This is a genomic window from Streptomyces sp. Q6 (genome assembly GCF_036967205.1).
Classification (GTDB): domain Bacteria; phylum Actinomycetota; class Actinomycetes; order Streptomycetales; family Streptomycetaceae; genus Streptomyces; species Streptomyces citrinus.
In genome coordinates this window covers 974,035-995,441 of record NZ_CP146022.1, presented here as the reverse complement: position 1 = coordinate 995,441, position 21,407 = coordinate 974,035, and the positions used below count along the sequence as shown (strand labels likewise).

The 21,407-nt window shown below is 72.5% G+C and carries 16 protein-coding genes and 1 pseudogene; 7 read left to right on the top strand and 10 right to left on the bottom strand.

Annotated features, from left to right (window positions below):
- Positions 1 to 7 precede the first annotated feature (7 nt).
- Together V2W30_RS04755 and V2W30_RS04750 are read left to right on the top strand one after the other, a co-directional pair.
- Positions 8 to 2,677, top strand: coding sequence for an HAD-IC family P-type ATPase (locus V2W30_RS04755; protein WP_338703486.1), 2,670 nt, complete (start codon positions 8 to 10; stop codon positions 2,675 to 2,677).
- 109 nt (positions 2,678 to 2,786) lie between these two features.
- Positions 2,787 to 4,472, top strand: coding sequence for a SulP family inorganic anion transporter (locus tag V2W30_RS04750; RefSeq protein ID WP_338703485.1), 1,686 nt, complete (start codon positions 2,787 to 2,789; stop codon positions 4,470 to 4,472).
- Between the two features lie 31 nt (positions 4,473 to 4,503).
- Here V2W30_RS04750 and V2W30_RS04745 read toward each other — a convergent pair whose 3' ends face one another.
- From V2W30_RS04745 to V2W30_RS04735, 3 genes are read right to left on the bottom strand one after another with little or no spacing between them, the layout of a single operon-like run.
- Entirely contained in the window at positions 4,504 to 5,979 is a 1,476-nt protein-coding gene (locus tag V2W30_RS04745; RefSeq protein WP_338693897.1) for an alpha-amylase, read from the bottom strand.
- Positions 5,980 to 5,984: 5 nt separating this feature from the next.
- The gene (locus V2W30_RS04740; protein ID WP_338693896.1) at positions 5,985 to 8,666 is read right to left on the bottom strand and encodes an MGH1-like glycoside hydrolase domain-containing protein; all 2,682 of its coding nucleotides are present in this window, start codon (positions 8,664 to 8,666) and stop codon (positions 5,985 to 5,987) included.
- 40 nt (positions 8,667 to 8,706) lie between these two features.
- Complete coding sequence (locus tag V2W30_RS04735) at positions 8,707 to 10,149, bottom strand: hypothetical protein (RefSeq protein ID WP_338693895.1); 1,443 nt, start codon at positions 10,147 to 10,149, stop codon at positions 8,707 to 8,709.
- Between the two features lie 136 nt (positions 10,150 to 10,285).
- Between V2W30_RS04735 and V2W30_RS04730 the strand changes: the two genes are divergently transcribed.
- The 3 genes from V2W30_RS04730 (at position 10,286) to V2W30_RS04720 (ending at position 13,776) form a co-directional block, all read left to right on the top strand.
- Complete coding sequence (locus V2W30_RS04730; protein ID WP_338693893.1) at positions 10,286 to 10,840, top strand: DUF1269 domain-containing protein; 555 nt, start codon at positions 10,286 to 10,288, stop codon at positions 10,838 to 10,840.
- Positions 10,840 to 11,325, top strand: a complete 486-nt coding sequence (locus tag V2W30_RS04725; protein ID WP_338693891.1) for a DUF1269 domain-containing protein — start codon at positions 10,840 to 10,842, stop codon at positions 11,323 to 11,325. Before V2W30_RS04730 ends, V2W30_RS04725 begins: the two co-directional genes overlap by 1 nt.
- A 174-nt stretch (positions 11,326 to 11,499) precedes the next feature.
- Entirely contained in the window at positions 11,500 to 13,776 is a 2,277-nt protein-coding gene (locus V2W30_RS04720) for a LuxR C-terminal-related transcriptional regulator (protein WP_338693889.1), read from the top strand.
- Positions 13,777 to 13,803: 27 nt separating this feature from the next.
- Here V2W30_RS04720 and V2W30_RS04715 read toward each other — a convergent pair whose 3' ends face one another.
- On the bottom strand, positions 13,804 to 14,271 hold the full coding sequence (locus V2W30_RS04715) for a response regulator transcription factor (RefSeq protein WP_338693887.1): 468 nt from the start codon (positions 14,269 to 14,271) through the stop codon (positions 13,804 to 13,806).
- A 97-nt stretch (positions 14,272 to 14,368) separates the two neighbouring features.
- Positions 14,369 to 14,662: a hypothetical protein gene (locus V2W30_RS04710; protein ID WP_338693885.1), complete on the bottom strand. Its 294-nt coding sequence runs from the start codon at positions 14,660 to 14,662 to the stop codon at positions 14,369 to 14,371.
- A 240-nt stretch (positions 14,663 to 14,902) separates the two neighbouring features.
- Here V2W30_RS04710 and V2W30_RS04705 point away from each other — a divergent pair, with 240 nt between their 5' ends.
- Positions 14,903 to 15,364, top strand: coding sequence for a DUF7144 family membrane protein (locus V2W30_RS04705; protein ID WP_338693883.1), 462 nt, complete (start codon positions 14,903 to 14,905; stop codon positions 15,362 to 15,364).
- A 37-nt stretch (positions 15,365 to 15,401) separates the two neighbouring features.
- Here V2W30_RS04705 and V2W30_RS04700 read toward each other — a convergent pair.
- Positions 15,402 to 16,777, bottom strand: a pseudogene (locus V2W30_RS04700) (diacylglycerol/lipid kinase family protein).
- Between the two features lie 130 nt (positions 16,778 to 16,907).
- Here V2W30_RS04700 and V2W30_RS04695 point away from each other — a divergent pair.
- A complete protein-coding gene (locus V2W30_RS04695) occupies positions 16,908 to 18,311 on the top strand; it encodes a DUF2252 domain-containing protein (protein ID WP_338693881.1) in 1,404 nt (467 codons plus the stop codon).
- Here V2W30_RS04695 and V2W30_RS04690 read toward each other — a convergent pair.
- The 4 genes from V2W30_RS04690 to V2W30_RS04675 all read right to left on the bottom strand — a co-directional run bounded on the left by V2W30_RS04690 (position 18,303) and on the right by V2W30_RS04675 (position 21,266).
- Entirely contained in the window at positions 18,303 to 19,142 is an 840-nt protein-coding gene (locus V2W30_RS04690) for a YhjD/YihY/BrkB family envelope integrity protein (protein ID WP_338693879.1), read from the bottom strand. The genes V2W30_RS04695 and V2W30_RS04690 overlap by 9 nt on opposite strands.
- A gap of 84 nt (positions 19,143 to 19,226) precedes the next feature.
- Positions 19,227 to 19,790: a PadR family transcriptional regulator gene (locus V2W30_RS04685; RefSeq protein WP_338693877.1), complete on the bottom strand. Its 564-nt coding sequence runs from the start codon at positions 19,788 to 19,790 to the stop codon at positions 19,227 to 19,229.
- 13 nt (positions 19,791 to 19,803) lie between these two features.
- Complete coding sequence (locus tag V2W30_RS04680) at positions 19,804 to 20,196, bottom strand: nuclear transport factor 2 family protein (RefSeq protein ID WP_338693875.1); 393 nt, start codon at positions 20,194 to 20,196, stop codon at positions 19,804 to 19,806.
- An 86-nt stretch (positions 20,197 to 20,282) separates the two neighbouring features.
- Complete coding sequence (locus V2W30_RS04675; RefSeq protein WP_338693873.1) at positions 20,283 to 21,266, bottom strand: LuxR family transcriptional regulator; 984 nt, start codon at positions 21,264 to 21,266, stop codon at positions 20,283 to 20,285.
- Between the last annotated feature and the right edge of the window lie 141 nt (positions 21,267 to 21,407).

Genomic DNA, 21,407 nt, shown 5'->3' with positions numbered 1-21,407 from the left:
CGCGCCGATGCGCCTGTGGTACGCGCGCTCGGCCGAGGCGGTGGCCGGGGAACTCGGCGTCGACCCCGCGCGGGGACTCGACGCCGCACGGGTGGCGTCGCGGCGGGCCGAGGACGGGCCCAACGCCCTGCCGGAGGAGCGGCCGGTGCCCGCCCTGCGGCGCTTCCTCGGGCAGTTCACCTCGTACATGCAGATCATCCTCGTCGTGTCCGCGGGGGTCTCGTTCGTCATCCAGGAGTGGGCCACCGCCCTGGTGCTGCTCGCGCTGACCGTGCTGAACGCCGTCATCGGGCTGCGCCAGGAGGGCAAGGCGGACAGCGCGATGAACGCCCTCAAGGCGATGACGAAGGCCACCGCGCGGGTGCGCCGTGACGGGCGGGAGGCGGAGATCCCGGCCGAGGACGTGGTCGTCGGGGACGTCGTGCTGCTGACCGCCGGGGACGAGGTGCCCGCGGACGGGCGGATCGTCGCGGCGAGCGCGTTGCAGATCGACGAGTCGGCGCTCACCGGCGAGAGCGTGCCCGTCGCCAAGGACGCCGAACCCGTGCGCGGCGGCGGTGACGTGGGGCCCGCCGATCAGACCGACATGGCGTTCATGACCACTCCGGTGACGCACGGAAGCGGCGTTCTCGTCGTCACGGCGACCGGCGCCGACACCGAACTCGGCCGGATATCGGGCATGTTGACGCGCACCAGGCGCGAGATGTCGCCGCTCACCCGCGAGTTGAACCGGTTGACCCTGTGGATCGTCGGCGCCGCCGGACTCACGATGGCCGTGATGTTCGCACTCGGGCGCGGCCGGGGCGAGGCGTGGGACGTGCTGTTCGTCAGCGCCGTCTCCCTGGCCATCGCCGCGGTTCCTGAGGCGCTGCCGACGGTGACGCAGACGATCCTCTCGCTCGGCGGCCTCGACCTCGCCCGGCACCACGCGATCGTCAAGGACCTGCCGTCCGTGGAGACGCTGGGCTTCACCTCGGCCGTGAACTCCGACAAGACCGGCACCCTGACGATGAACCGGATGACCGTCGTCGAGGTCGTCGACGCCTTCGACCGGTACACGGTCTCGGGCTCCGGCCACGGTCTCGACGGCCGGATCCACCACGCCGCCGGCAGCACCACCGACATCGAGCCCGCGATCCTGCCCTACCTCGTCGCCGGCGACGCCTCACTGGTGGACGGCGAGGTCGTGGGCGACCCCACCGAGGGCGCGCTGCTCGTGCTCGGTCACAAGGCGGGCCTGGACGTGGCCGCCACCCGGGAGCGGTTGCCGCGGATCGCGACGCTGCCGTTCGACCCGGCCTACAAACTCATGGCCACGTTCCACAGGGCCACCGACGGGAGGGGCCGGCCGGTCGTGCGCTGCTTCGTGAAGGGAGCGGCGCCGGCCGTGCTGGGACGCACCACCACGGCCCTGTCCCAGGGCGAACACATCGCGTTCGACGCCGAACTGCGCCGCCGGACCGACGGCGAGGTCGAGCGGATGGAGCGGGCCGGCCGCCGCGTCATGGCCGCCGCCGTCCGCGACCTGGACCCCGAGACGTTCGCCGCGGACGACGATCTCCTCGCCCTGGTGCGCGAGGTGACCGTGACCAGCCTCGTCGGCATGGTCGATCCGCCGCGCCCCGAGTCCCGCGACGCGGTGGCCGCCGCGCAGGCCGCCCACATCCGCGTACGGATGGTGACCGGTGACGACGTGATCACCGGAGCCGCCGTCGCCCAGCAGGTCGGGATCGGTGGGGAGGCCATCCTCGGCGCGGACTTCGCGGCGCTCTCCGAGGACGAGCGGCTCGCCCGGATCGACAGGATCGGCGTGGTGGGGCGGGTGGCGCCCGAGCACAAGGTGCTCCTCGCGGAGACGCTGAAGAAGAAGGGAGACGTGGTCGCCATGACCGGCGACGGCGTCAACGACGCACCCGCCATCAAGGCCGCCGACATCGGCATCGCCATGGGCTCGGGCACGGAGGTCGCCAAGAACGCCGGGCACATGATCCTCTCCGACGACAACTTCGCCACGATCGTCCACGCGGTCGAGCAAGGCCGCAAGATCTACGACAACCTCACCAAGTACATCCGGTTCGTGCTGATCCTGCTCGTCGTGTTCGTGCTGACGTTCCTCGGCGCCGCGCTCTTCGACATCGCGGACGGCGAGCCGTTCAACCCGGCGCAGGTGCTGTGGATCCACTTCTTCGTCAACGCGGCCTTCGGCTTCTCCCTGGGCTTCGACCGGGTCAGCCGCGGGCTGATGGACCGGCGTCCGCGGCCGCGCGGCGAACCGGTGATGACACCCTCGCTGATGCTCACGGTGGGGCTCGTGGGGGCGGCGGTCGCCGTCTGCCTGCTGAGCCTGATCCAGCTCGGCGAGACGCGCTACGACAGCACGCGCGTCGGCAACTCCATCGCGTTCGCGTCGTTCGCCCTGTGTCTGATCGTGGCCGCGGTCGAGTGCCGCAGCCTGACCGGGACCGTGCTCACCGTCGACACGTTCGACAGCAAGCAGCTGAACCGGACGATCCTCGCGGAGTTCGTGCTCGCGATCCTGGTCACGCAGACGGACGTCTTCAACCGGCTGCTCGGCACGGTGCCGCTCGGCGTCGGCCAGTTCGGCTGGGCACTGCTGCCCGCCCTCGCGCTGCTCGCGCTGTGGGAGCTGGGCAAGCTGATCGCCCGGCGGAGGTGAGACGGCGGTGCCCGAAGACCTGACGGGACCGCCCGGACCACCGGGACCGCCCGGACCACCGGGACCGCCGGGACCACCGGAGCCGTCCGGGCCGCCCGGACTCCCCGGGCTGACGACCCTGCGCACCTACCGGCGCTCCTGGCTGGTGAAGGACCTCGTCGCGGGTGTCGTCCTGACGACCCTCCTGGTGCCGCAGGGCATGGCGTACGCCGAGCTGGCCGGGCTGCCGCCGATCACCGGCCTGTACACGTCCGTCCTGTGCCTGCTCGCGTACGCCGTGACGGGCCCCTCGCGCATCCTCGTGCTGGGACCCGACTCGTCGCTCGGCCCCATGATCGCCGCGACGGTCCTCCCGCTGGTCGCCGCGGACGGCGACAGCGCACGCGCCGTCGCGCTCGCCTCCGTACTCGCCCTGATGGTCGGCGCGATCACGATCCTTGCGGGGGTGGCTCGGCTCGGCTTTATCGCCGATCTCATCTCCAAGCCCACGATGATCGGCTACATGAACGGCCTGGCCCTGACCATCCTCGTCGGCCAACTGCCCAAGCTGTTCGGCTTCTCCACGGACGCCGACGGCCTGATCGGCGAGGTCGACGCGTTCGTACGGGGGCTCGCCGACGGGCAGGCGGTGCCGGCGGCGGTCGCCGTGGGCGGCGGCTGCATCGTGCTGATCATGCTGCTGCAACGTCTGCTGCCGAAGGTGCCCGCCGTGCTCGTCATGGTGGTGCTCGCGATCGGCGCGACCGTCGCGTTCGACCTCGGGGAGCACGGGGTGAAGCGGGTCGGCCGGCTGCCCGAGGGGCTGCCGCCGTTCACGGTCCCGGACATCCGCTGGGACGACCTCGCCCCGCTGTGCGCCGGAGCGCTCGGCATCGCCCTGGTGTCCCTGGCCGACACCATCTCCAACGCCAGCGCCTTCGCGCACCGCACCGGACAGGAAGTGCGCGGCAACGACGAGATGATCGCCATCGGCGCGGCCAACGCGGCGGCCGGGCTCTTCCAGGGCTTCCCCGTGAGCACCAGCGGTTCGCGCACCGCCGTCGCCGAACGGGCGGGCGCCCGCACGCAGTTGACCGGGGTCGTGGGCGCCGCGCTGATCCTCCTGATGCTCGTCCTGCTGCCGGGGCTCTTCCGCGACCTGCCGCAGCCCGCGCTCGCCGCCGTCGTCATCACGGCGTCCCTGTCGCTCGCCGACATCGCCGGTACGGCTCGTCTGTGGCGCCGGCGCAAGGCCGAGTTCTGGCTGTGCGTGGCCGCGTTCCTCGGGGTCGCGCTGCTCGGAGTGCTGCCCGGGATCGCCGTCGCCGTCGGCCTGTCCATCCTGAACGTGTTCCGGCGCGCCTGGTGGCCGTACAGCACGGTGCTCGGCCGGGTCCCCGGCGTCGCGGGCTATCACGACGTCCGCTCGCACCCCGGAGCGCAGCGCCTGGACGGACTCGTGGTCGTGCGCTTCGACGCGCCGCTGTTCTTCGCCAACGCCAAGTCGTTCCGCGACGAGGTGCTGCGGGCCGTGCGCGATGTGCCGGCGCCGCGGTGCGTGGTGATCGCGGCCGAGCCGGTGACCGACGTCGACACGACGGCCGCCGACGTGCTCGAGGAGCTCCAGCGGACGCTGCGCGGACGGGGGATCGACCTCGTCTTCGGCGAACTCAAGGACCCGGTGCGGCGCAGGATCGAGCGGTACGGACTGGACCGCGCCTTCGGACCCGAGGCGTTCTTCCCGACCGTGGAGAGCGCCGTCGAGGCCTTCCGCTCCCGCACGGGAGCGGAGTGGGCCGCGACGGACACGCCCTAGCGGACCGCGGCGGCCCCGCGTCCGTCAGGCGTCAGGTGGTCACCGACAGGAGATGCGTCCCCCAGGGCGGCAGGTCGACGTAGATGCCGGCGCCGAGCAGCTCGGCGCCGGAGCGCCCGTACCGGTCGCCGTCGAGGACGTCCGTCAACTCCCAGGTGTCGGGGCCGAGTTCGTCCCACGGAAGCCGGATGCGGCCCTGCGCCTGCTGGTCGGAGAGGTTGACCACCGTCAGGAAGCGGCCCGCGGGGCCCGTCCAGCAGGAGGCGATGAGCTGTCGGGCCGAGTTGTTGTCCGGCCATCCCGCACAGTCGAGCAGACGCCAGCTCCCCGTCCGCATGCCGCTGCGGTGCACGCTCGCGAGCAGCCGCTCGTGGAAGGCGCGCAGCGACACGTCGGCGGGCTCCTCGGGGCGCCGGTCGAGGAAGACCGGCAGCCGGACGCGGCGTCCGGTGAACTGCCCCTCGTGCCAGAGCGTCGCGCCGGGCAGTGTCGCGATCAGCGCCGCCGCGGCCCGCTCCTTGGCGGGGGACAGGGTGTGCGCGGCGCGCGGCTCGTCGTGGTTCTCCAGGAACCGCACGAGACGGCGCTGGAAGTCCACGTCGGCGCTGAGGTGCCCGCGGACGGAGGCGGCGTCCTCGTTGAGGATCCGGTCGTACAGGCGCTTGTCGTAGCAGAAGTCGAACCCCTGCCGTTGCAGGGCCCATTCGAGGTCCCAGTACGCCTCGGCCGTGAAGAGCATCCCCGCGTGCTCGGCGCGCACGGCGGAGATCACCTCGGGCCAGAACTCCTCCTCCGGCGGTGTTCCCGCCCGCTCGCCCCAGGTCCGAGCGAAGACGTCGTTCATCATCAGCATCGCCATGTCGCAGCGCACACCGTCGCAGAACCGTCCGATGTGCCCCAGGATCTGGGCGGTCGCGTGCCGCAACGGCCCTGCGAACGCGTTGAGTTGGACGACGTCCGGCCAGGGCGCGAAGAACGGGTCCCGGCCGCGGGCGAGCACCGAGCGCCCCGCGTCGAGGAAGGCGGCCGGGTCGCGCCGCAGGTCGTCGGCGTCGCCCCGCACGAAGTACTCGGGATGCTCGCCCACCCAGGGGCTGTCCGGCGCCACATGGTTCGGCACGTAGTCGAGCAGCAGCCCGACGCCGCGCCCGTCGAGTTCGGCGCGCGCGGCGACGAGGCCGGTCGCGCCGCCGAGGTCCCCGTCGACCTCGTAGCGGCGGATGCAGTACGGCGACCCCGCGATGTCCCGCTCGACGGCGCCGGGGAGCGCCGCCTCGAAGGCGTCCCGGAGCACCGGGTCGCGCAGGGCGATGGCGCGGCCCTCGGGGCTGCGCTCCCAGACACCCATCAGCCAGACGGCGTCGACCCCGGACGGCGTGACCTCGTCCCACACGTCCTTGGGCACGTCCGCGAGCGAGACGGCGCGGCCGAGTCGCTGCCCCGTCTCGCGCAGCCACACCCGGGTGTTGATCTCGTGGACGACGGGCTGTGCGGGCAATGCGGCCATCGGCGCTACCTCCTCGTGGCCCGGGGCCGGAAGTCGTCCGGACCCAGCGTGCCGAAGATCTTCATCAGGGCGGCCACCAGGCCGGTCCACCCGGTCTGGTGGGAGGCGCCGATGCCCGCGCCGTTGTCGCCGTGGAAGTACTCGTAGAACGTCAGGAGATCGCGCCAGTGCGGGTCGTCCCTGAAGCGGGTCTGGCCGCCGTACACCGGGCGGGCGCCGTCGGCGTCGCGCAGGAAGAGGCCGGTCAGCCGCGTCGAGATCTCCTCTGCGACCTCGAACAGGTTCTTGCGCACCCCCGAGCCCGTCGGGCACTCGACGGTGAGGTCGTCGCCGTAGAAGCCGTACAGGTTGATCAGGCCCCGGATGACGAGCGCGTTCATCGGCAGCCACACCGGGCCGCGCCAGTTGGAGTTGCCGCCGAACATGCCGGTGTCCGACTCGGCCGGCAGGTAGGAGACCGTGAACTGCTCGCCGTGCACCCAGAACGTGTACGGCTGTTCCGCGTGCTGCCGGGACAGGGCCCTGATGCCGTGCGGGCTCAGGAACTCGTCCTCCGAGAGGAGCCGGGACAGGACGCGGACCAGCTTCTTCTCGTCCAGGACCGAGAGCAGCCGCGGACCGCCGGCCGTCCCCGCCTGCGCCGCCGACAGCGACACCGAGAGCGAGGGGTGGCGGGCGGCGAACCGCTGAAGCCGCTCGGTGAGACCGGAGAGCCGGGACAACTGCTGGGGCTGGAAGACGGTGGACGCGCACAGCGGCAGCAGGCCCACCATGGAGCGGACCTTGAGCCGGACCGCCTGCCCGTCGGGCAGCCGGAGCACGTCGTAGAAGAACCCGTCCTCCTCGTCCCACAGTTCGTCCCCCAGGTCCCCGAGCCGGTCCATGGACGCGGCGATCCACAGGTAGTGCTCGACGAACTTCAGGACCAGTCCCTCGTACGCCTCGTTGTGCTCGACGAGCTCCAGGGCGATCTGCAACATCGACTGGCAGTACAGCGCCATCCACGCGGTGCCGTCGGCCTGTTCGAGGGTGCCGCCGGTGGGCAGCGGCGCGCTGCGGTCGAAGACGCCGATGTTGTCGAGGCCGAGGAACCCGCCCTGGAAGACGTTGCGCCCGGTCGGGTCCTTGCGGTTGACCCACCACGTGAAGTTCGTCAGGAGCTTCTGGAAGGTGCGCTCGAGGAACGCGTGGTCGGCCTTGCCGGTCGTCCCCTTCTCCACCGTGTACACGAAGTACGCGGCCCAGGCGTGCACCGGCGGGTTCACGTCGCCGAAGCTCCACTCGTAGGCGGGGATCTGGCCGTTGGGGTGCAAGTACGTGTCCTGGAGGAGCAGTTCGAGCTGCCGCTTGGCGAAGCCGACGTCCACCACGGACAGGGCCACCGCGTGGAACGCGAGGTCCCAGGCCGCGAACCAGGGGTACTCCCACTTGTCCGGCATCGACACGATGTCGTCGCTGACCATGTGGAACCACTCGCGGTTGCGCACCCCCGGGCGCGGCGGGCTCCACGGCGTCAGGTCGTGCTCGGCCAGCCAGGTCTCCAGGTCGAAGGCGTAGTACTGCTTCGACCACAGCATCCCGGCGAGTGCCTGGCGCATCACCCGCGCCTCGTCCTCGCTCGCGCCTATGGGCGTCAACTCCCGGTAGAACGCGTCCGCTTCGGCGATCCGGTCCCGGAACACCGACTCGAAGCCGCGGCCCAGGGAGAGCTGGGAGCCGGCGGGCCCGAGACGCAGCCGCAACGTCTCGGACCCGCCGGCGGTCACGGTGAGCGTGTGGTGGGCCGCCGCCTTGGTGCCTTCGTTCGCCGGATTGACCGCGTCCTGCACGCCCTCGATCACTCGTCGACCGATGCCGTCCTTCACGTACGGCGAGGAGTTCGGGCTGCCGAACAGTCGCTCGCTGTTGGTCTCGTTCTCCGTGAAGAGCAGCTCGGGCGCGCCACCGCACCGCAGGTCGTAGCTGCCGAGCTCCGGATGGTCGGCGCGCACGGTGCGGGTGGAGCGCGGGCCCTCGGCCGCCCGCAGCGAGGGCCGCGGATTCTCCTCGGGGTGCTCGCCCCAGGACCATGTGTTGCGGAACCACAGCGTGGGCAGCACGTGCAGGGTCGCCTCGTCCGGGCCCCGGTTGGCGACGGTGATCCGCATCAGGATGTCGTCGTGGTCCGCCTTGGCGTACTCCACCGTCACGTCGAAGTACCGTTCGTCGTCGAAGACCCCGGTGTCCAGGAGCTCGTACTCGAACTCCTGCCGTGTCCGCGCCCCGTTGACCGCCACCAGCTCCGCGTACGGGTACTCCGCCTGCGGATACTTGTACAGGTACTTCAGAAAGGAGTGGCTCGGCGTGCTGTCGAGGTAGAAGTAGTACTCCTTGACGTCCTCGCCGTGGTTGCCCTCCCCGTTCGTCAGACCGAAGGCGCGCTCCTTGAGGATCGGGTCGCGGCCGTTCCACAGGGCGACGGCCAGGCACAGGCGCTGCTTCTCGTCGCACAGACCGCCGAGGCCGTCCTCGCCCCACCGGTAGGCGCGCGAACGCGCGTGGTCGTGCGGGAAGTACGACCACGCGTCGCCGCCCGGGCTGTAGTCCTCGCGCACCGTGCCCCACTGCCGCTCGCTCAGGTACGGACCCCACAGCTGTGCGCGCCCGCTCCCATCGCCGGTCGGCCCGACGCGCGATTGCGTCTTCATGTGATTCCTCCCAGTACCCCGTACGCCAGTACGCCTTCGGTCAGCCCGGGGCGCCAGTCTCGGCGGCGCCCCGCGGGTCCGCCTCACCTGCCGGGGGTGAGCTCCCCGTACGGGCCCCGAGCGTCACGCCGATCTCGTACGCCGCCAGCAGGACGCCGACGACGAGCAGGCCGGTCCACGACGACAGCAGGATCGAGATCAGCGCCGCGACGACGGCGCCGCCGACCCGCAGCGCGTCCGCGTGCCGGGCGAGCCACGGCCGTACGGACGTGCCCGTGCGGTGCTTGCCGACGCGTTCGCCCGCCTTCGACAGGGAGCGGCCCGTGGCGCGGGCGCCCCGGCCGGCGTACCCGCGCAGCGCGACCGGCAGCCGCCCCGGGCCCACCAGATAAGCGAGCAGGGCGATCCCGATGCCGAGCCACAGCAGTTGGTCGCCCCGCTCGCGCAGCGTCGTGAACACGGTCCACAGCGCCGCGCGCAGCCCGTCGCGGTAGACGCCCTGCGGCATCTGGCCGAGCAACTGGTCCCGTACGGCCCGCAGCACCGCTGTCAGGACGGTGACCGTCACGACCAGCCACAGGCCGAGCTGGAGCAGGGTGCGCCGCCGGTTCGGCGAGACCCACAGCGAGACGGCGAGCAGCACGGGCACGGCGATCAACAGGCCCACGACCGCCCGCTTGAACAGCAGGACGGCTTCCTGCAACTGGCCCAGCTCGTGCCGGTTGTAGAGCCGGATCTGCGCGAAGTCCTCGGGCAGCGACACCCCGAGCGCCTTCTCGATCCGCTCGTGCAGACCGGGCGGGATCTCCCCGGACGACAGGGCCGGCAGATCCAGCTTCTTGTCGAACAGGGACGGCAACCGGTCCTCCAGGGACCCCAGCAGGTTGTTGACCATGGGCAGCAGATTCAGCGTGACCGTGTCGCCCCGCACCCGCACGTTCTCGTTCCGCTTCTCCAGTACGGCGATGATGCGGGCGTGGGCGAACCGGTTCGTCGCCCGCCACAGCTCCTGGAACCGGTCCGTGGCGATCAACCGGGAGATCGAGTCGCGCAGATAGTCGTGCACGGCGCCGGTGACCGGGGCCGCGAGGAACGCGGCCCGGGGCGGCAGCGACTCGGACAGCCGCTGCTCCACGTCGAGTTGGTCGAAGATCTCGTTCGACAGGTACGTGGACACGGCGGCGTTCACCTCGGGGTCCTCCGGCAGCGGGCCCACCGTGGCGATCCACCGGTCCGTGTCCAACGTCGTCCGCGAACCCCACAGGCCCACCACGGACGTCACCGCGAGCACCGCGACCAGGGCGATCAGGACCGCCGCGATCGTGCGCCGGACGACGAACGTGCGGGCACGGCGCCGCCGTTCGGTGCCGGCCCGGTCACGCAGCAACTCGACCTCGGCGCGCAGCCGCTCCAGTTCCGCCTCGGTGCCGGGCTGTGGTGCGGGCACCCCGTCGCCGGGGCCCGGTGTCTGTCCGTCGCTCATGGCGTCGCACCTCCGCCGGTCAGGTTCGCCGGGCCGGCGGCGTGCCGTGCTCACCTGCGGCGGGTGACGCGCCGTACCGCTCGCCGACGCTGTGATGACGGTCGTGACGGTGGAGGTTCCGCCGGAAGGAGGCACCATGACAGGCATCGGACCGGTGCAGCTGCTGACGATCGAGTTCGGGCCCGACGCCAAGTTCGAGGGGCGCATCATCGAGGAGCTGGCGATCCTCGAGGCCAACGGCCAGATCCGGGTGCTCGACATGCTCTTCGTCAGCAAGGAGTCCGGTGGCGGGCTGTTCACCCTCGACGTCCAGGAGGAGGGCATGGGGGAGACGGTCGCCGCCCTGCTCGGCATCTCCAGGGAGCGGCTGCGGGGCGCGGAGGAGGAGTTCCCGAGCCTGGCCGAGGGCAACGCGTTCGGACTGACCATGTCCGAGATCCGGGAGATGGCCGACTCCCTCGACCCCGACACGTCGGCGGCCTTCATCCTGCTCGAGCACGTATGGGCGAAACACCTGCGCACAGCGGTCCGCGACGCCGGTGGAGTGCCCGTCGCGGAGGGCTTCCTCACCGAGGAGGCCCTGGAACCCATCGCCGCCGAACTCGCCGCGGCGGCCGAACGCCTCGGCGAGCCCGCCGGGCCGCCCTCCGCGGCGGACCCGGCACCACGCAACCGTCGAAGGAGGACGTGATGGCAGACCTCGTCGTACTCGGATTCTCGGACAAGGAAAAGGCGGAAGCGGTCCTGCGCCTCGCGGGCGAGATGTCCCGTCAGGAACTGCTGGACCTCGATGACGCCGCGGTGGCCTGGCGGACCATGGACGGCAAGATCCACGTCCATCAGACGCACAGCACCACCGGTGCCGCCGCCGCGGGCGGCGCGCTGTGGGGGTCCCTGTTCGGACTCCTCTTCCTGATGCCCGTGTTCGGCGCCGCGGTGGGCGCGGCCACCGGCGCCGTCGCGGGAAAGCTCACCGACATCGGCATCAACGACGCCTTCGTCAAGGAGACGGCGAGCGCCCTCGAACCGGGCCGCGCGGCGGTCTTCGCCCTCGTCCGCCGCTCCACCCCGGACCGGGTCCGCGACGCCGTACGCCCGTTCAACCCGACCGTGATCCGCACCTCGCTCACCAAGGACAAGGAGGAGGAACTGGTCGCGGCCCTCCAGACGAAGTGAGCGGAGGCGGCAGCCGCCCCGGTGAGCGAGCCGCCCGTACGTGAGCCCCTCCAGTGCGCCGTCTCACGCCGGAACTTCACCCGGGTGAGATGGCGCCTGGCATGTGCCAGCCACGCGCTCCCGGCCCCACACTTGCCTGTGCCGCGCCGCGGCACTGCGAGAGTGAGGTACGTGATGGCCGAGTGGTCAGGCCCCACCCCGGGCGCCGCCCCGGACCGGGAACCGGTCGGCAGCATGCTGGCCCTTCCCGACTGGATCGTGCCCCGCCCCCGGCTGACCGACCAGCTGACCAGGGGGGTGCGCGGCCCGCTCACCGTGGTCGTCGGCCCGGTCGGCGCGGGCAAGACGGCCCTCGCCCTGGAATGGGCGCACACGCGCCGCCCGCCGGGACCGCTGGCCTGGGTCTCCTGCGACGGGCGGGCCGAGCACCCCAGCGTGTTCTGGACGCGCGTCTTCGAGGCGCTGCGCACGGCCGGCGTGGCGGTCCCCGACCCCCTCACGGCCGAGGACGGACCGCCGCTCGTGGCGACCCTCGCGGGCTGCCTGAACCGGCACGGCGAACCGGTCACCCTGGTCCTCGACGACTTCCAGCCCGCGCTCAACTCACCCGTCGCGGACGGCGTCACCAGCCTCCTGCGGCACGCCCCGCAGTCGCTGCGCCTCATGGTGCTCGCCCGCCGCGACCCGCCCCTGCACCTCTACCGAGGGCGCCTCACCAGCGAGGTCACCGAGGTGCGCACGGCCGATCTCGCCTTCGACGACCGGGAGACGGCCGCGCTCCTCGCCCAGCACGGCATCGAGGTGACCAAGCAGACCGTGACCACCCTGCGCCGGCGCGCGGACGGCTGGGCCGCGGGCCTGCGGCTCGCCGCGATGTCCATGGAGAAGCGGCCCGACCCCGACCGCTTCGTCGCGCAGTTCGCCGGCGACGACGAGGCGATCGCCAGCTATCTGGTGGAAGAGGTACTGGACCTCCAGACCTCCGAGATGCGTCAACTGCTCCTGAAGACCAGCGTGTTGGACCGTATCAATGCCGAACTGGCCGCCGAGCTGGCGGGCGACGGAGGGGGCAGGCTGTTCGCCGACCTCGTCCGGGAGAGCTCCTTCCTGCAACCCCTGGGGCACGGCTGGTACCGGTGCCACCAGATGTTCGCCGACGTGCTGCGCACCTGCCTGCGGCACGAGGCGCCGGGACTCGTCGCCCCGCTGCACCGCCGGGCCGCCGCCTGGCTCGGCGAGCACGGACTGCTCGCCGACGCCGTACGGCATCTGCTGGCGGCCGGCGACTGGGACGAGACGGCCCGGCTGGTCGTCCACGGCCTGGCCATCGGGCACGTCCTCGGCCTCGCCCGGGGCAGGCTGCCCGCCGAACTCTTCCGCCAGGTGCCCCAGGAACTGACGGCCGACGAGCCCGAACCGGTCCTGCTCGCGGCGGCCGTCGCCCGCACGCGCCGCGACGACCAGGCGTGCGTCCGGCACCTGGAGCGGTCCGCGCTCCTGCTCGACCAACTGCCGCCGGGCGAGAGCACGCGCGGGGCGCGCTGCCGCCTCGCGCACGCCGTGATCCGCATGGAGCGGCTGCGCTGCCGCGACCCGAGGAAGGCCCAGGCCGCCGCCGCCGAAGCGGAGTCGGCCGGACCGCACCTGTCGCACACGGCACTCGCGGAGCGGCCGGAACTCTCCGCGCTGACACTGGCCGTGCGGGGCAGCGGCGAACTGCGTTCCGGCAGCCTCAAAGCCGCCCAGACCTCGCTCACCGGCGGCCTGAAAGCGGCGAGCGCGGCCGGGAACGGATCGCTGCGCCGCGACTGCCTGGTCGAACTCGCGCTCCTGGAGGCGCTGCGCGGCCGCTTCCGTGCCGCGGACGAACTGGCCTCGCTGGCCACCCAGCCACCACTGCCCGCCTGGTCCGCGGGCGACCCGCACCGCGGCACGCTGCATCTGGTGCGCGCCTGGGTCGCGATGGCGCGCGGCGACGTCCGCCGGGCCCGGCAGGAGGTCGACGCGGGCGCGAACGTGGCGAGCCGTGCGCCCGACACGTTCGTCCTGGAGATGGGCGCGCTGGTCACGCGGCTGGCGGCCATGGTGGAGTCCGGTGGCAGGGGCCACGGGTCCGTCGCGGACGTGGTGGCCGTGTCACGGCTGCCCCGCACCGTGCAGCGGACGGTCGTCCCCACCTGCTCCGGACTGCTGACCCCCGCGCGGCCACGACCGGCGGCCGCCGCTCCGGAACCGGCCGCGCGGCCGCCGGTCCCCGCCGAGCGGCTGAGCGCGCGCGAACGCGATGTGCTGAACCGGCTCGCGCAGATGATGACCACCGAGGAGATCGCGGAGGAGCTCTATCTCTCCGTCAACACGGTGAAGACCCACCTCAAGAGCGTCTACCGCAAGCTCGCCGTGTCGCGCCGTTCGGCCGCCGTCCGCCGCGCCCGCGAACTCCAGCTCCTGTGAGCGGGCTCCGCTCGGCCCGAGAATCCGCTACACCAGCCCCAACTCCCGTGCCCTGCTGACCGCTTCGGCCCGCGAGCGGGCGCCCAGCTTGCGGTACACGGCGCGCGTGTGGCTCTTGACCGTGTTGTACGAGACGTAGAGGCCGTCGGCGATCTGCCGCAGCGGGACCTCCCCGTCGAGCTGCCGCAGAACGGCGAGTTCTCGCACCGTCAGCGGTTGCGCCGCGGGCAGGGCGCGGGACTCGCACGGCACCGGTACCGGTACCGCCGCGAGCGCGGCCGTCGCCTGGTGCACGAGCGCGCCCGCGCTGCGCGCGTCCGCCACATCGCCCGCGACATCCACCAGGACACCGGCCACCCAGACCAGACAGGCCGTCACCGCCTCGTCGGCCGCGGCCCCGTCATGGGCCAGCGACCAGAGACGGCCGTGCAGGACGGAGACGCGCGCGGTGCTCGCCACGTCGTCGGCCGTACGCGGGCACGGGGGTGCGAACATGCCCCTCACCTCCCCATGTGCAGGGCATCACCCCACCACCGTGCTGGTCGTACGGCTCCAGCGGAAGGCCCTGTTCGGCCCGATTGCCCGGGACCTCTCACCATGGGTTCCGGCCACCCTCCCCACCTGCGGCGCCGCTCGGTCCCGGCAGCCGGCGCACCTCCAGGAGCTCCAGACCGAGACCCTGGATGCGGTCGAGGATGCCGTACAGGGCCGCCTGGTCGAGACCGGCGCCGATGAGCACCGTCTCGGTGGGGTGCAGCACGACCGTCAGCTCGGCGAACGCCGAACGGAAGGCCTCCCCGATCCGGCCCCGGATCCGGATCTCGAAGTCGCCGCCTCGGGGAGTTCCGGCCGCCCCGCGTTCCGGACCCGCTGGTGCCCCGTCCATGACGCCACCTCCTGTGCGACCGCGACCCGCCTCCCCGCACGCCATTCTCGGGGCGGGACCACGGAGCGGGGCATCACCTCGGGCGGGTGACGGGCGCCCCGCGACCCCGACTCATCCGCTGCGGGTGAACCCGTGGGGGCCGGGCGGGCGACATGCTCCGACTTCCTCTCCAACGGACTTGATCGAGCGTCAGCGAGCTTGATCGGGCTTCACCCGGCTCTGTCGAGAAGGAGGTTCGACATGTCTGAGCAGATCCCCCCGCAGGCGGCGCGTGCCGGAGTACCCGAGGCGGAACCCCGCGTCAACGCGGTCGCCGTCGGCGGAGTCGTCTTCGCCGTGTGCGTGCTGGCCATCGTGGGCACGTACCACACGATCGCCGGGCTCTCCGCGGTCCTCGGCGACAACTACTACCAGGCCCAGAACGACTACGCGTTCGACTTCGACACCAACATCCGCGGCTGGGTGCAGATGATCTTCGGCGTCGTCATTCTCGGCGCGGCCTTCAGCCTCTTCACCGGCAAGACCTGGGCCCGCGCCGTCGGCATCGTCGTCGCCGGACTCAGCGCGGTGGAGAACTTCTTCTTCACCCCGTACCAGCCGATGTGGTCGGCCATCATCATCGCGCTCGACGTCCTCGTGATCTGGTCGCTGACGATGTACGGGCACCGCGAGGCGCACAAGGTCTACGGAGCGCCGATGTAGCCGGCGCGCTCGCGCCCCGGGCGCCCCTCGGGGTCGTTCAGTGCCAGGTCGTCAGCGCGAGACGGCCGATGTCGCGCCAGTCGAGGCGCGGGCGCTCCCGGTACACGCCGGGCCGGTCGCGCGGCACGACCACCCGGAGGGCGCCCGGCCGCACCTCGATGCGCACCGGGACGTCCATGTGCAGCGCCTCGCCGTCGACGCCGACCGGGATCGACTCCCGGTCGGCGTCGACGTCCACGCGCGTCGCCGTGCGCGCGCTCAGTCCGGTGGAGCGCCGGCCGCGCAACAACCCGGCCGCCTGCGCGGCACTGGTGACCCGTACGCCCACGCAGCCGAGCACCCCGGCGTCGAGGCGGGTGCGCCGGCCGAGCCCCGCGATGTCGTTGCCGCCGTACGGGTTGTTGCTCACCAGCAGAGCCTGCGGATCGGTGATCTCGTGCTCCCCGGCCCGCGCGGTCAGCCGCGCCCCCTGGTGCCGCACGAGGAGATCGGGCAGCAGCTCCAGCGTCGTACGGGTCTTGCCGTCGCGGTAGGCGGGGCTCTGCACGACCTCCGCGTACGCGCCGAACGACACGTTGTTGACGAAGGGGTGGCCGCCCGCCCGGCCGAGGTCGACCCGCAGTTCCACACCGTCGCGCAGGGCGTCGAGCGCCCGCGACGGGTCGCCCCGGTCCAGGCCCAGATCGAGGGCGAAGTGGTTGCGGGTGCCCGCCGGGATCACCAGGAAGGGCAGCCCGAGGTCGGCGGCGACGTCGGCGACCAGCGCCTGGGTGCCGTCCCCGCCGGCGACACCGAGGAGATCGGCGCCGTCGGCCGCGCAGGCGCGGGCCAGCGCCGTCACGTCGATCTGCTCGGGCCCCTCCAGGAGCTCCACCCGCGCACCCAGCTTCTCGGCCTTCTCGCGCAGCCCGAACCGTCGCACCTTGCCGCCGCCCGACCGCGGGTTCATGATCAGCGCGGGCCGGTGGACGAGGGGCGCCGGGGCCTCGGGCATCGCGGGGGCGGGGAGCGGTCCACCAGCGCGGACCGGCCCGTGCCCGCCGCGAGGAGCCAGAGCGCGCCCGACGCGAGCACCACCCACAGCAGATGGGCCCGGCTGTACGCGACCAGGACCCAGACCGGGGCCGCGAGCGCGAGGAGCAGCGCGAGGTAGCGCAGGACGCCCCGCCTGCTCAGCACCCACCAGACGGCCGCGGCGGTGACCACCATCCCCGCGAGCCCCGTGCCGAGCAGGGCGAAGGTGCGCAGCCCCGCGAACACGGCGAGGACCAGCACGGCGGCCGCGGCGGCTGCCAGGGACGCCCGCGCCAGCCACCGGCGCGGCGGTCCCTGGCCCGGTGCCCGTCCGTGCGCGTACCGGTGGCTCCACCCCCGGCCCGGCGTCGTCGGTCCGTGAATCGTCGGTTCTTCCATGGCCGACAGTCTGCGGTGCCGGCGCGCCGATGGACTCACCCCCGGGAGGCGACCTCACACCGACGGGGTGACGTGCGCCCGGTCGGCCGAGCGCACAGTACGTACCCCCAGGCCCCAGGAGGTAGCTGTCATGGCCGAGATGACGAGCCGTCGTCCCACCGCGCGCGAGCGCGCGGACCGCGGACGCGCGGCGCGGTTCCGGGTGCCGCGGTCCGGGCACGCCGAATGGGCCCCCGCCGCCGACCGCTTCGACCCCGTCGATCTCCTGGAGAAGCAGTCGGCGACCAGGCTCCCGGAGCTGGTGCCGATCCGCTACGGCCGCATGCTGGAATCGCCGTTCCGGTTCTTCCGGGGCGCCGCGTCGATCATGGCCGCCGACCTGGCGCACACGCCGAGCACCGGCTTCAGGGCCCAACTGTGCGGCGACGCGCACCTGTTGAACTTCCGGCTGCTCGCCTCGCCGGAACGGCGCCTGATGTTCGACATCAACGACTTCGACGAGACGCTGCCCGGCCCCTGGGAGTGGGACGTCAAACGCCTCGCGACCAGCCTCGTCATCGCGGGCCGCGGCAACGGCTTCGGCCGCTCCGAGCGCGCCCGCGTGGTGCGGGCCGCCGCCCGCTCGTACCGGCGGTCGATGGAGACGTTCGCCGCCATGCGCACCCTCGACGTCTGGTACGCGCGGATCGAGGCCGACGAGCTGTACACCGCCGTGTCCGGGCACCTCGACACGGTGAGCCGTCGGCGCATGTCGCGCGCGCTCACCAAAGCCCGGGGGCGCGACCACCTCCGGGCCCTGGAGAAGCTCGCCCACGTCGTCGACGGCGAGTTGCGCATCGCCCCCGACCCACCCCTGGTCGTCCCGCTCGGCGACCTGCTCCCCGACGTCGAACGCAAGGAACTGGAACAGCAGTTGACCGGCCTCGTCGACCGCTACGCGCGCACGCTCGCCGCCGACCGCCGCGCCCTGCTGACCCAGTACCGGGTCGTCGACATGGCGCGCAAGGTGGTCGGCGTCGGCAGTGTCGGGACGCGCTGCTGGATCATCCTGCTGCTCGGCCGCGACGACCGCGACCCGCTGCTGCTCCAGGCCAAGGAGGCCCAGCCCTCCGTCCTCGCGGACTTCGCGGGCCCGAGCGGGTACGCGAACCAGGGCGAACGCGTCGTCACGGGCCAGCGCCTCATGCAGGTGGCCGGCGACATGTTCCTCGGCTGGGAGCGGGCCGAGGGTCTCGACGGCCGCCCACGCGACTTCTACCTGCGGCAGTTGCACGACTGGAAGGCCATCCCGCAGGCGGACCTGATGACCCCGGAGGTCATGCGGCTGTTCGCCCGGGCGTGCGGCGCGACGCTGGCGCGCGCCCACGCCCGCTCCGGTGACCGGATCGCCATCGCCGCCTACCTGGGCGGCTCCGACACCTTCGACCAGGCCCTCGTCCGTTTCGCCGAGGCCTACGCCGACCAGAACGAGCGCGACCACGCGGCATTGGGCGCCGCCGTACGCGACGGACGGGTGACGGCGGAATCAGCCTGAGCCCGTCTGGGTCTGCGTCTGTGTCTGCCTCTGGGGCGGCGCCGGTGTGCCCAAGTGGCGCCGCACGAATTCCTCCTGGGCCAGCGTGCGCCCGACGGCCACGCCGAACACCACCATGGTGAAGAACAGGATCAGCCACGACAGCACGGTGAACACCGAGCCCAGCGCCCCGTACCGCGCCATGCTCAGTCGCAGCGCGCGTGGCAGCCACAGATCCGACACCGCGCAGAACGAGACCACGCCGACGCCGGTCAGGACGGCCCCCGGCAGCAGCGGCCACCACGGCACTCGCCCGGCGAGCAGCAGATGCTGCGTCCACCACCACATCAGGACCGCCGCCAGGACCTGCAAGGGGAAGCCGATCACCGGGCCCGCGCCGAACGCCCGGTGCAGCGAACCCTGGACGATCAGCATCGCGATCCACACCAGCAGCCACACCGCCCAGCGCCAGACCACGACCCGGATGCCGGCGCGGGGCAGCCGCCAGGACCGCTCGCACAGCCGCTGCAACGCCCGCGTGAACGCCGTGGCCGACAGCAGCGCGACCAGTACGCCCGCCGCACCCCAGCTGTGCAGATCGGAGTCCCCGCCCGCGCTCAGCTTCTCGGCCTGAGCCGCCACGAGCCCGCCCGTTCCGATCAACGTCCGCAAGGAGGCGAGGAGTTCGCGCCGTACCGCGTCCGGACAGAACGACGCCACGGCGATGAGCATCGGCAGCGCGGTCAGGAAGGCCTGGGCCGCGAGGCGGGTGGCCATGTCCAGGATGTTCACGTGGACCAGCTGCTGGGCGACGCGGCCCGTCAGCTGCCGGGCGGCACCGGCGATCGGCATGACGACCTCCCGAGGTACGCGGCTCCCGCAACCCTCGGACGGAAAGGCCCCGCGCACGTCGCCCGCGCCGGGTGACACACGGGCTCAGCTCCGGTCGGCCCGTGCCTCCAGAACCCGCAGCGCCAGCTCGCCCCAGCGGATGTTCTCCCGCTCGAACTCCATGCCCCGCAGCAGGGTGAGGTAGGGCCCGACGGACTCGGCGTCCGCGAGGTACCGCTCCTGCGTGCGGCCGTCGAGGAGCTTCGCGCGCAGCCGCTCGTACCGGGCGAGCTTGGCCCCGGCCTGCTCGACGCGCACGCCGACCGCCTTCCGTACGGCGTCGAGGTCACCGGCGTCCACGCTCTGCACCTTGACGAGGAGCTCGTCGCGGATGGCGGTCGGCCTGCCGGGCGGTTCCTCGGTGTAGGCCCGCACCGCGGCGCGGCCGGCCTCCGTGAGGCTGAACAGGCGCTTGTCCGGGCGGCGTTCCTGGCGCACCACGCGGGCGGTGACCAGGCCGTCGGCCGTCATGCGGTCCAGCTCGCGGTACAGCTGCTGGGGCGTCGCCGTCCAGAAGTTGGCGACCGACGCGTCGAAGCTCTTCGACAGGTCGTACCCGGAGGCCTCGCCCTCCAGGAGGGCGGCCATCACCGCGTGCCGCAGGGCCATCAGTCGGACTCCGTCACTGTTCTGCCGCCTCGCGGGCGATCCGCTCGAACTGGGCGCCCATCGCCTCGGACAGCGCGTGCGCCGCGGACAGCGGGCGGACCATGACGGTGAACTCGTCGATCTTCCCCTCCTCGTCGAAGTGGAGGAAGTCGCAGCCCTGGATCCGGCGGCCCGAGACCGTGGCGCTGAAGACGAAGGCGTGGTCGCGGCCGTCCGGGTTCGCGATCTCGCGCTCGTAGCGGAAGTCCTCGAACACGCGCATCACGCCGCGCAGGATCGCCGCGGTGATCGCCTTGCCGGGATACGGCGTGAAGGCGACCGGGCTGGTGAAGACGACGTTCTCGGCGAGCAGCGCCTCGATGGCGGCCTCGTCGCGCGCCTCGACGGCTGTGCGGAACGCGTGCATGCGATCACCCCTCACGGACTCGGGAACCCGAGGCCGAGTACTGAACTTTTTGAATAGGTGCGTCGGAGAGTACCCCGCACCCTTCGTCAGAGCCAGCCATTGCGCTGTGCCTGAAGAGCCAGCTGGAAACGGTTCGCGGCGCCGAGCCGGGTCATCAGGATCTGGAGGCGACGGAAGAGCGTGCGGCGGCTGATGCCCAGTTCGCGGGCGATCGCGTCGTCGGCGGCACCGCCCGCGAGCAGCCACAGCAGCCGGCGGTCGGCGGGCGCGAGGCCCCCGGGACGGGCCGTGCTGCCGTGGAAGGGCAGGGCACTGCGCCACGACAGCTCGAACAGCGCGATGAGAGCCGAGAGCAGTCCGCACGGCTGCACCACCAGCGTGGTGTGGTGCACGTCGGCCTCCTCGATCGACAGCGACACCAGCGCGTACGCATCGTCGATGATCATGAGCTTGACCGGCACCGACGGCAGCACCCGGGCCTGTTCACCGGCGTTGATGACCGGCTCGATGGCCTCCTTCAGACGGCCCGGGTGCTCCAGCGACTCGCGCGAGTAGACGACCCGCTGGGTCACCCCGCGCGCGAGCGTGGCCAGCGCGTCGTCCGTCGCCTCGGGCAGCGGAAGGTACGGGGGCGACTCCAGCTGCCGGATCTGGTGGCGTGCGCTCGCCCAGGCCTGCCGCGCCCGGGGGCCCAGCGCGTCGCCGGTGATGACCTCGACCGGATGCCCGTCGAGCGCGTCGAGCCGCCGGCGCCGGAACGACTCGAAGGCGCCGCCGACCGCGAGACGCGACTCCTCGACCTCCGCGGCGCGCTGCCGGACGAGCAGATCCAGGGCCGCGGTCGGCGGCACCGGGGCGACCAGCGCGCCGTCCCGACCCGCGGGCCCGGCCAGCCCCGCGTCGACGAGCGCGGCATAGGCCGCGTCCCGCTCCGTGCCGTCGAGACCGGCCGCCTCCGCGATCTCGTCGAGCGGGGCGGGGGCCAGCTCCAGGAGCGTGCGGTAGACCAGGGCCGCCGCGTCGTCGAGTCCCAGAAGCCGCAGCGCGGCGTCGATGCGCGCGTTCGTCATGCGGCGCAGCCGTTGTCGTTCGTCATGAAGGGCATTATCGACCGCTTCGCGTACCGCCGCGTGGCCGATCTGTGCCAGTGGCGCTGATGGGCGTCCGGGCCGGGGATCGCGCGATAGCTTCCCGACAGCATCCGGCGGACG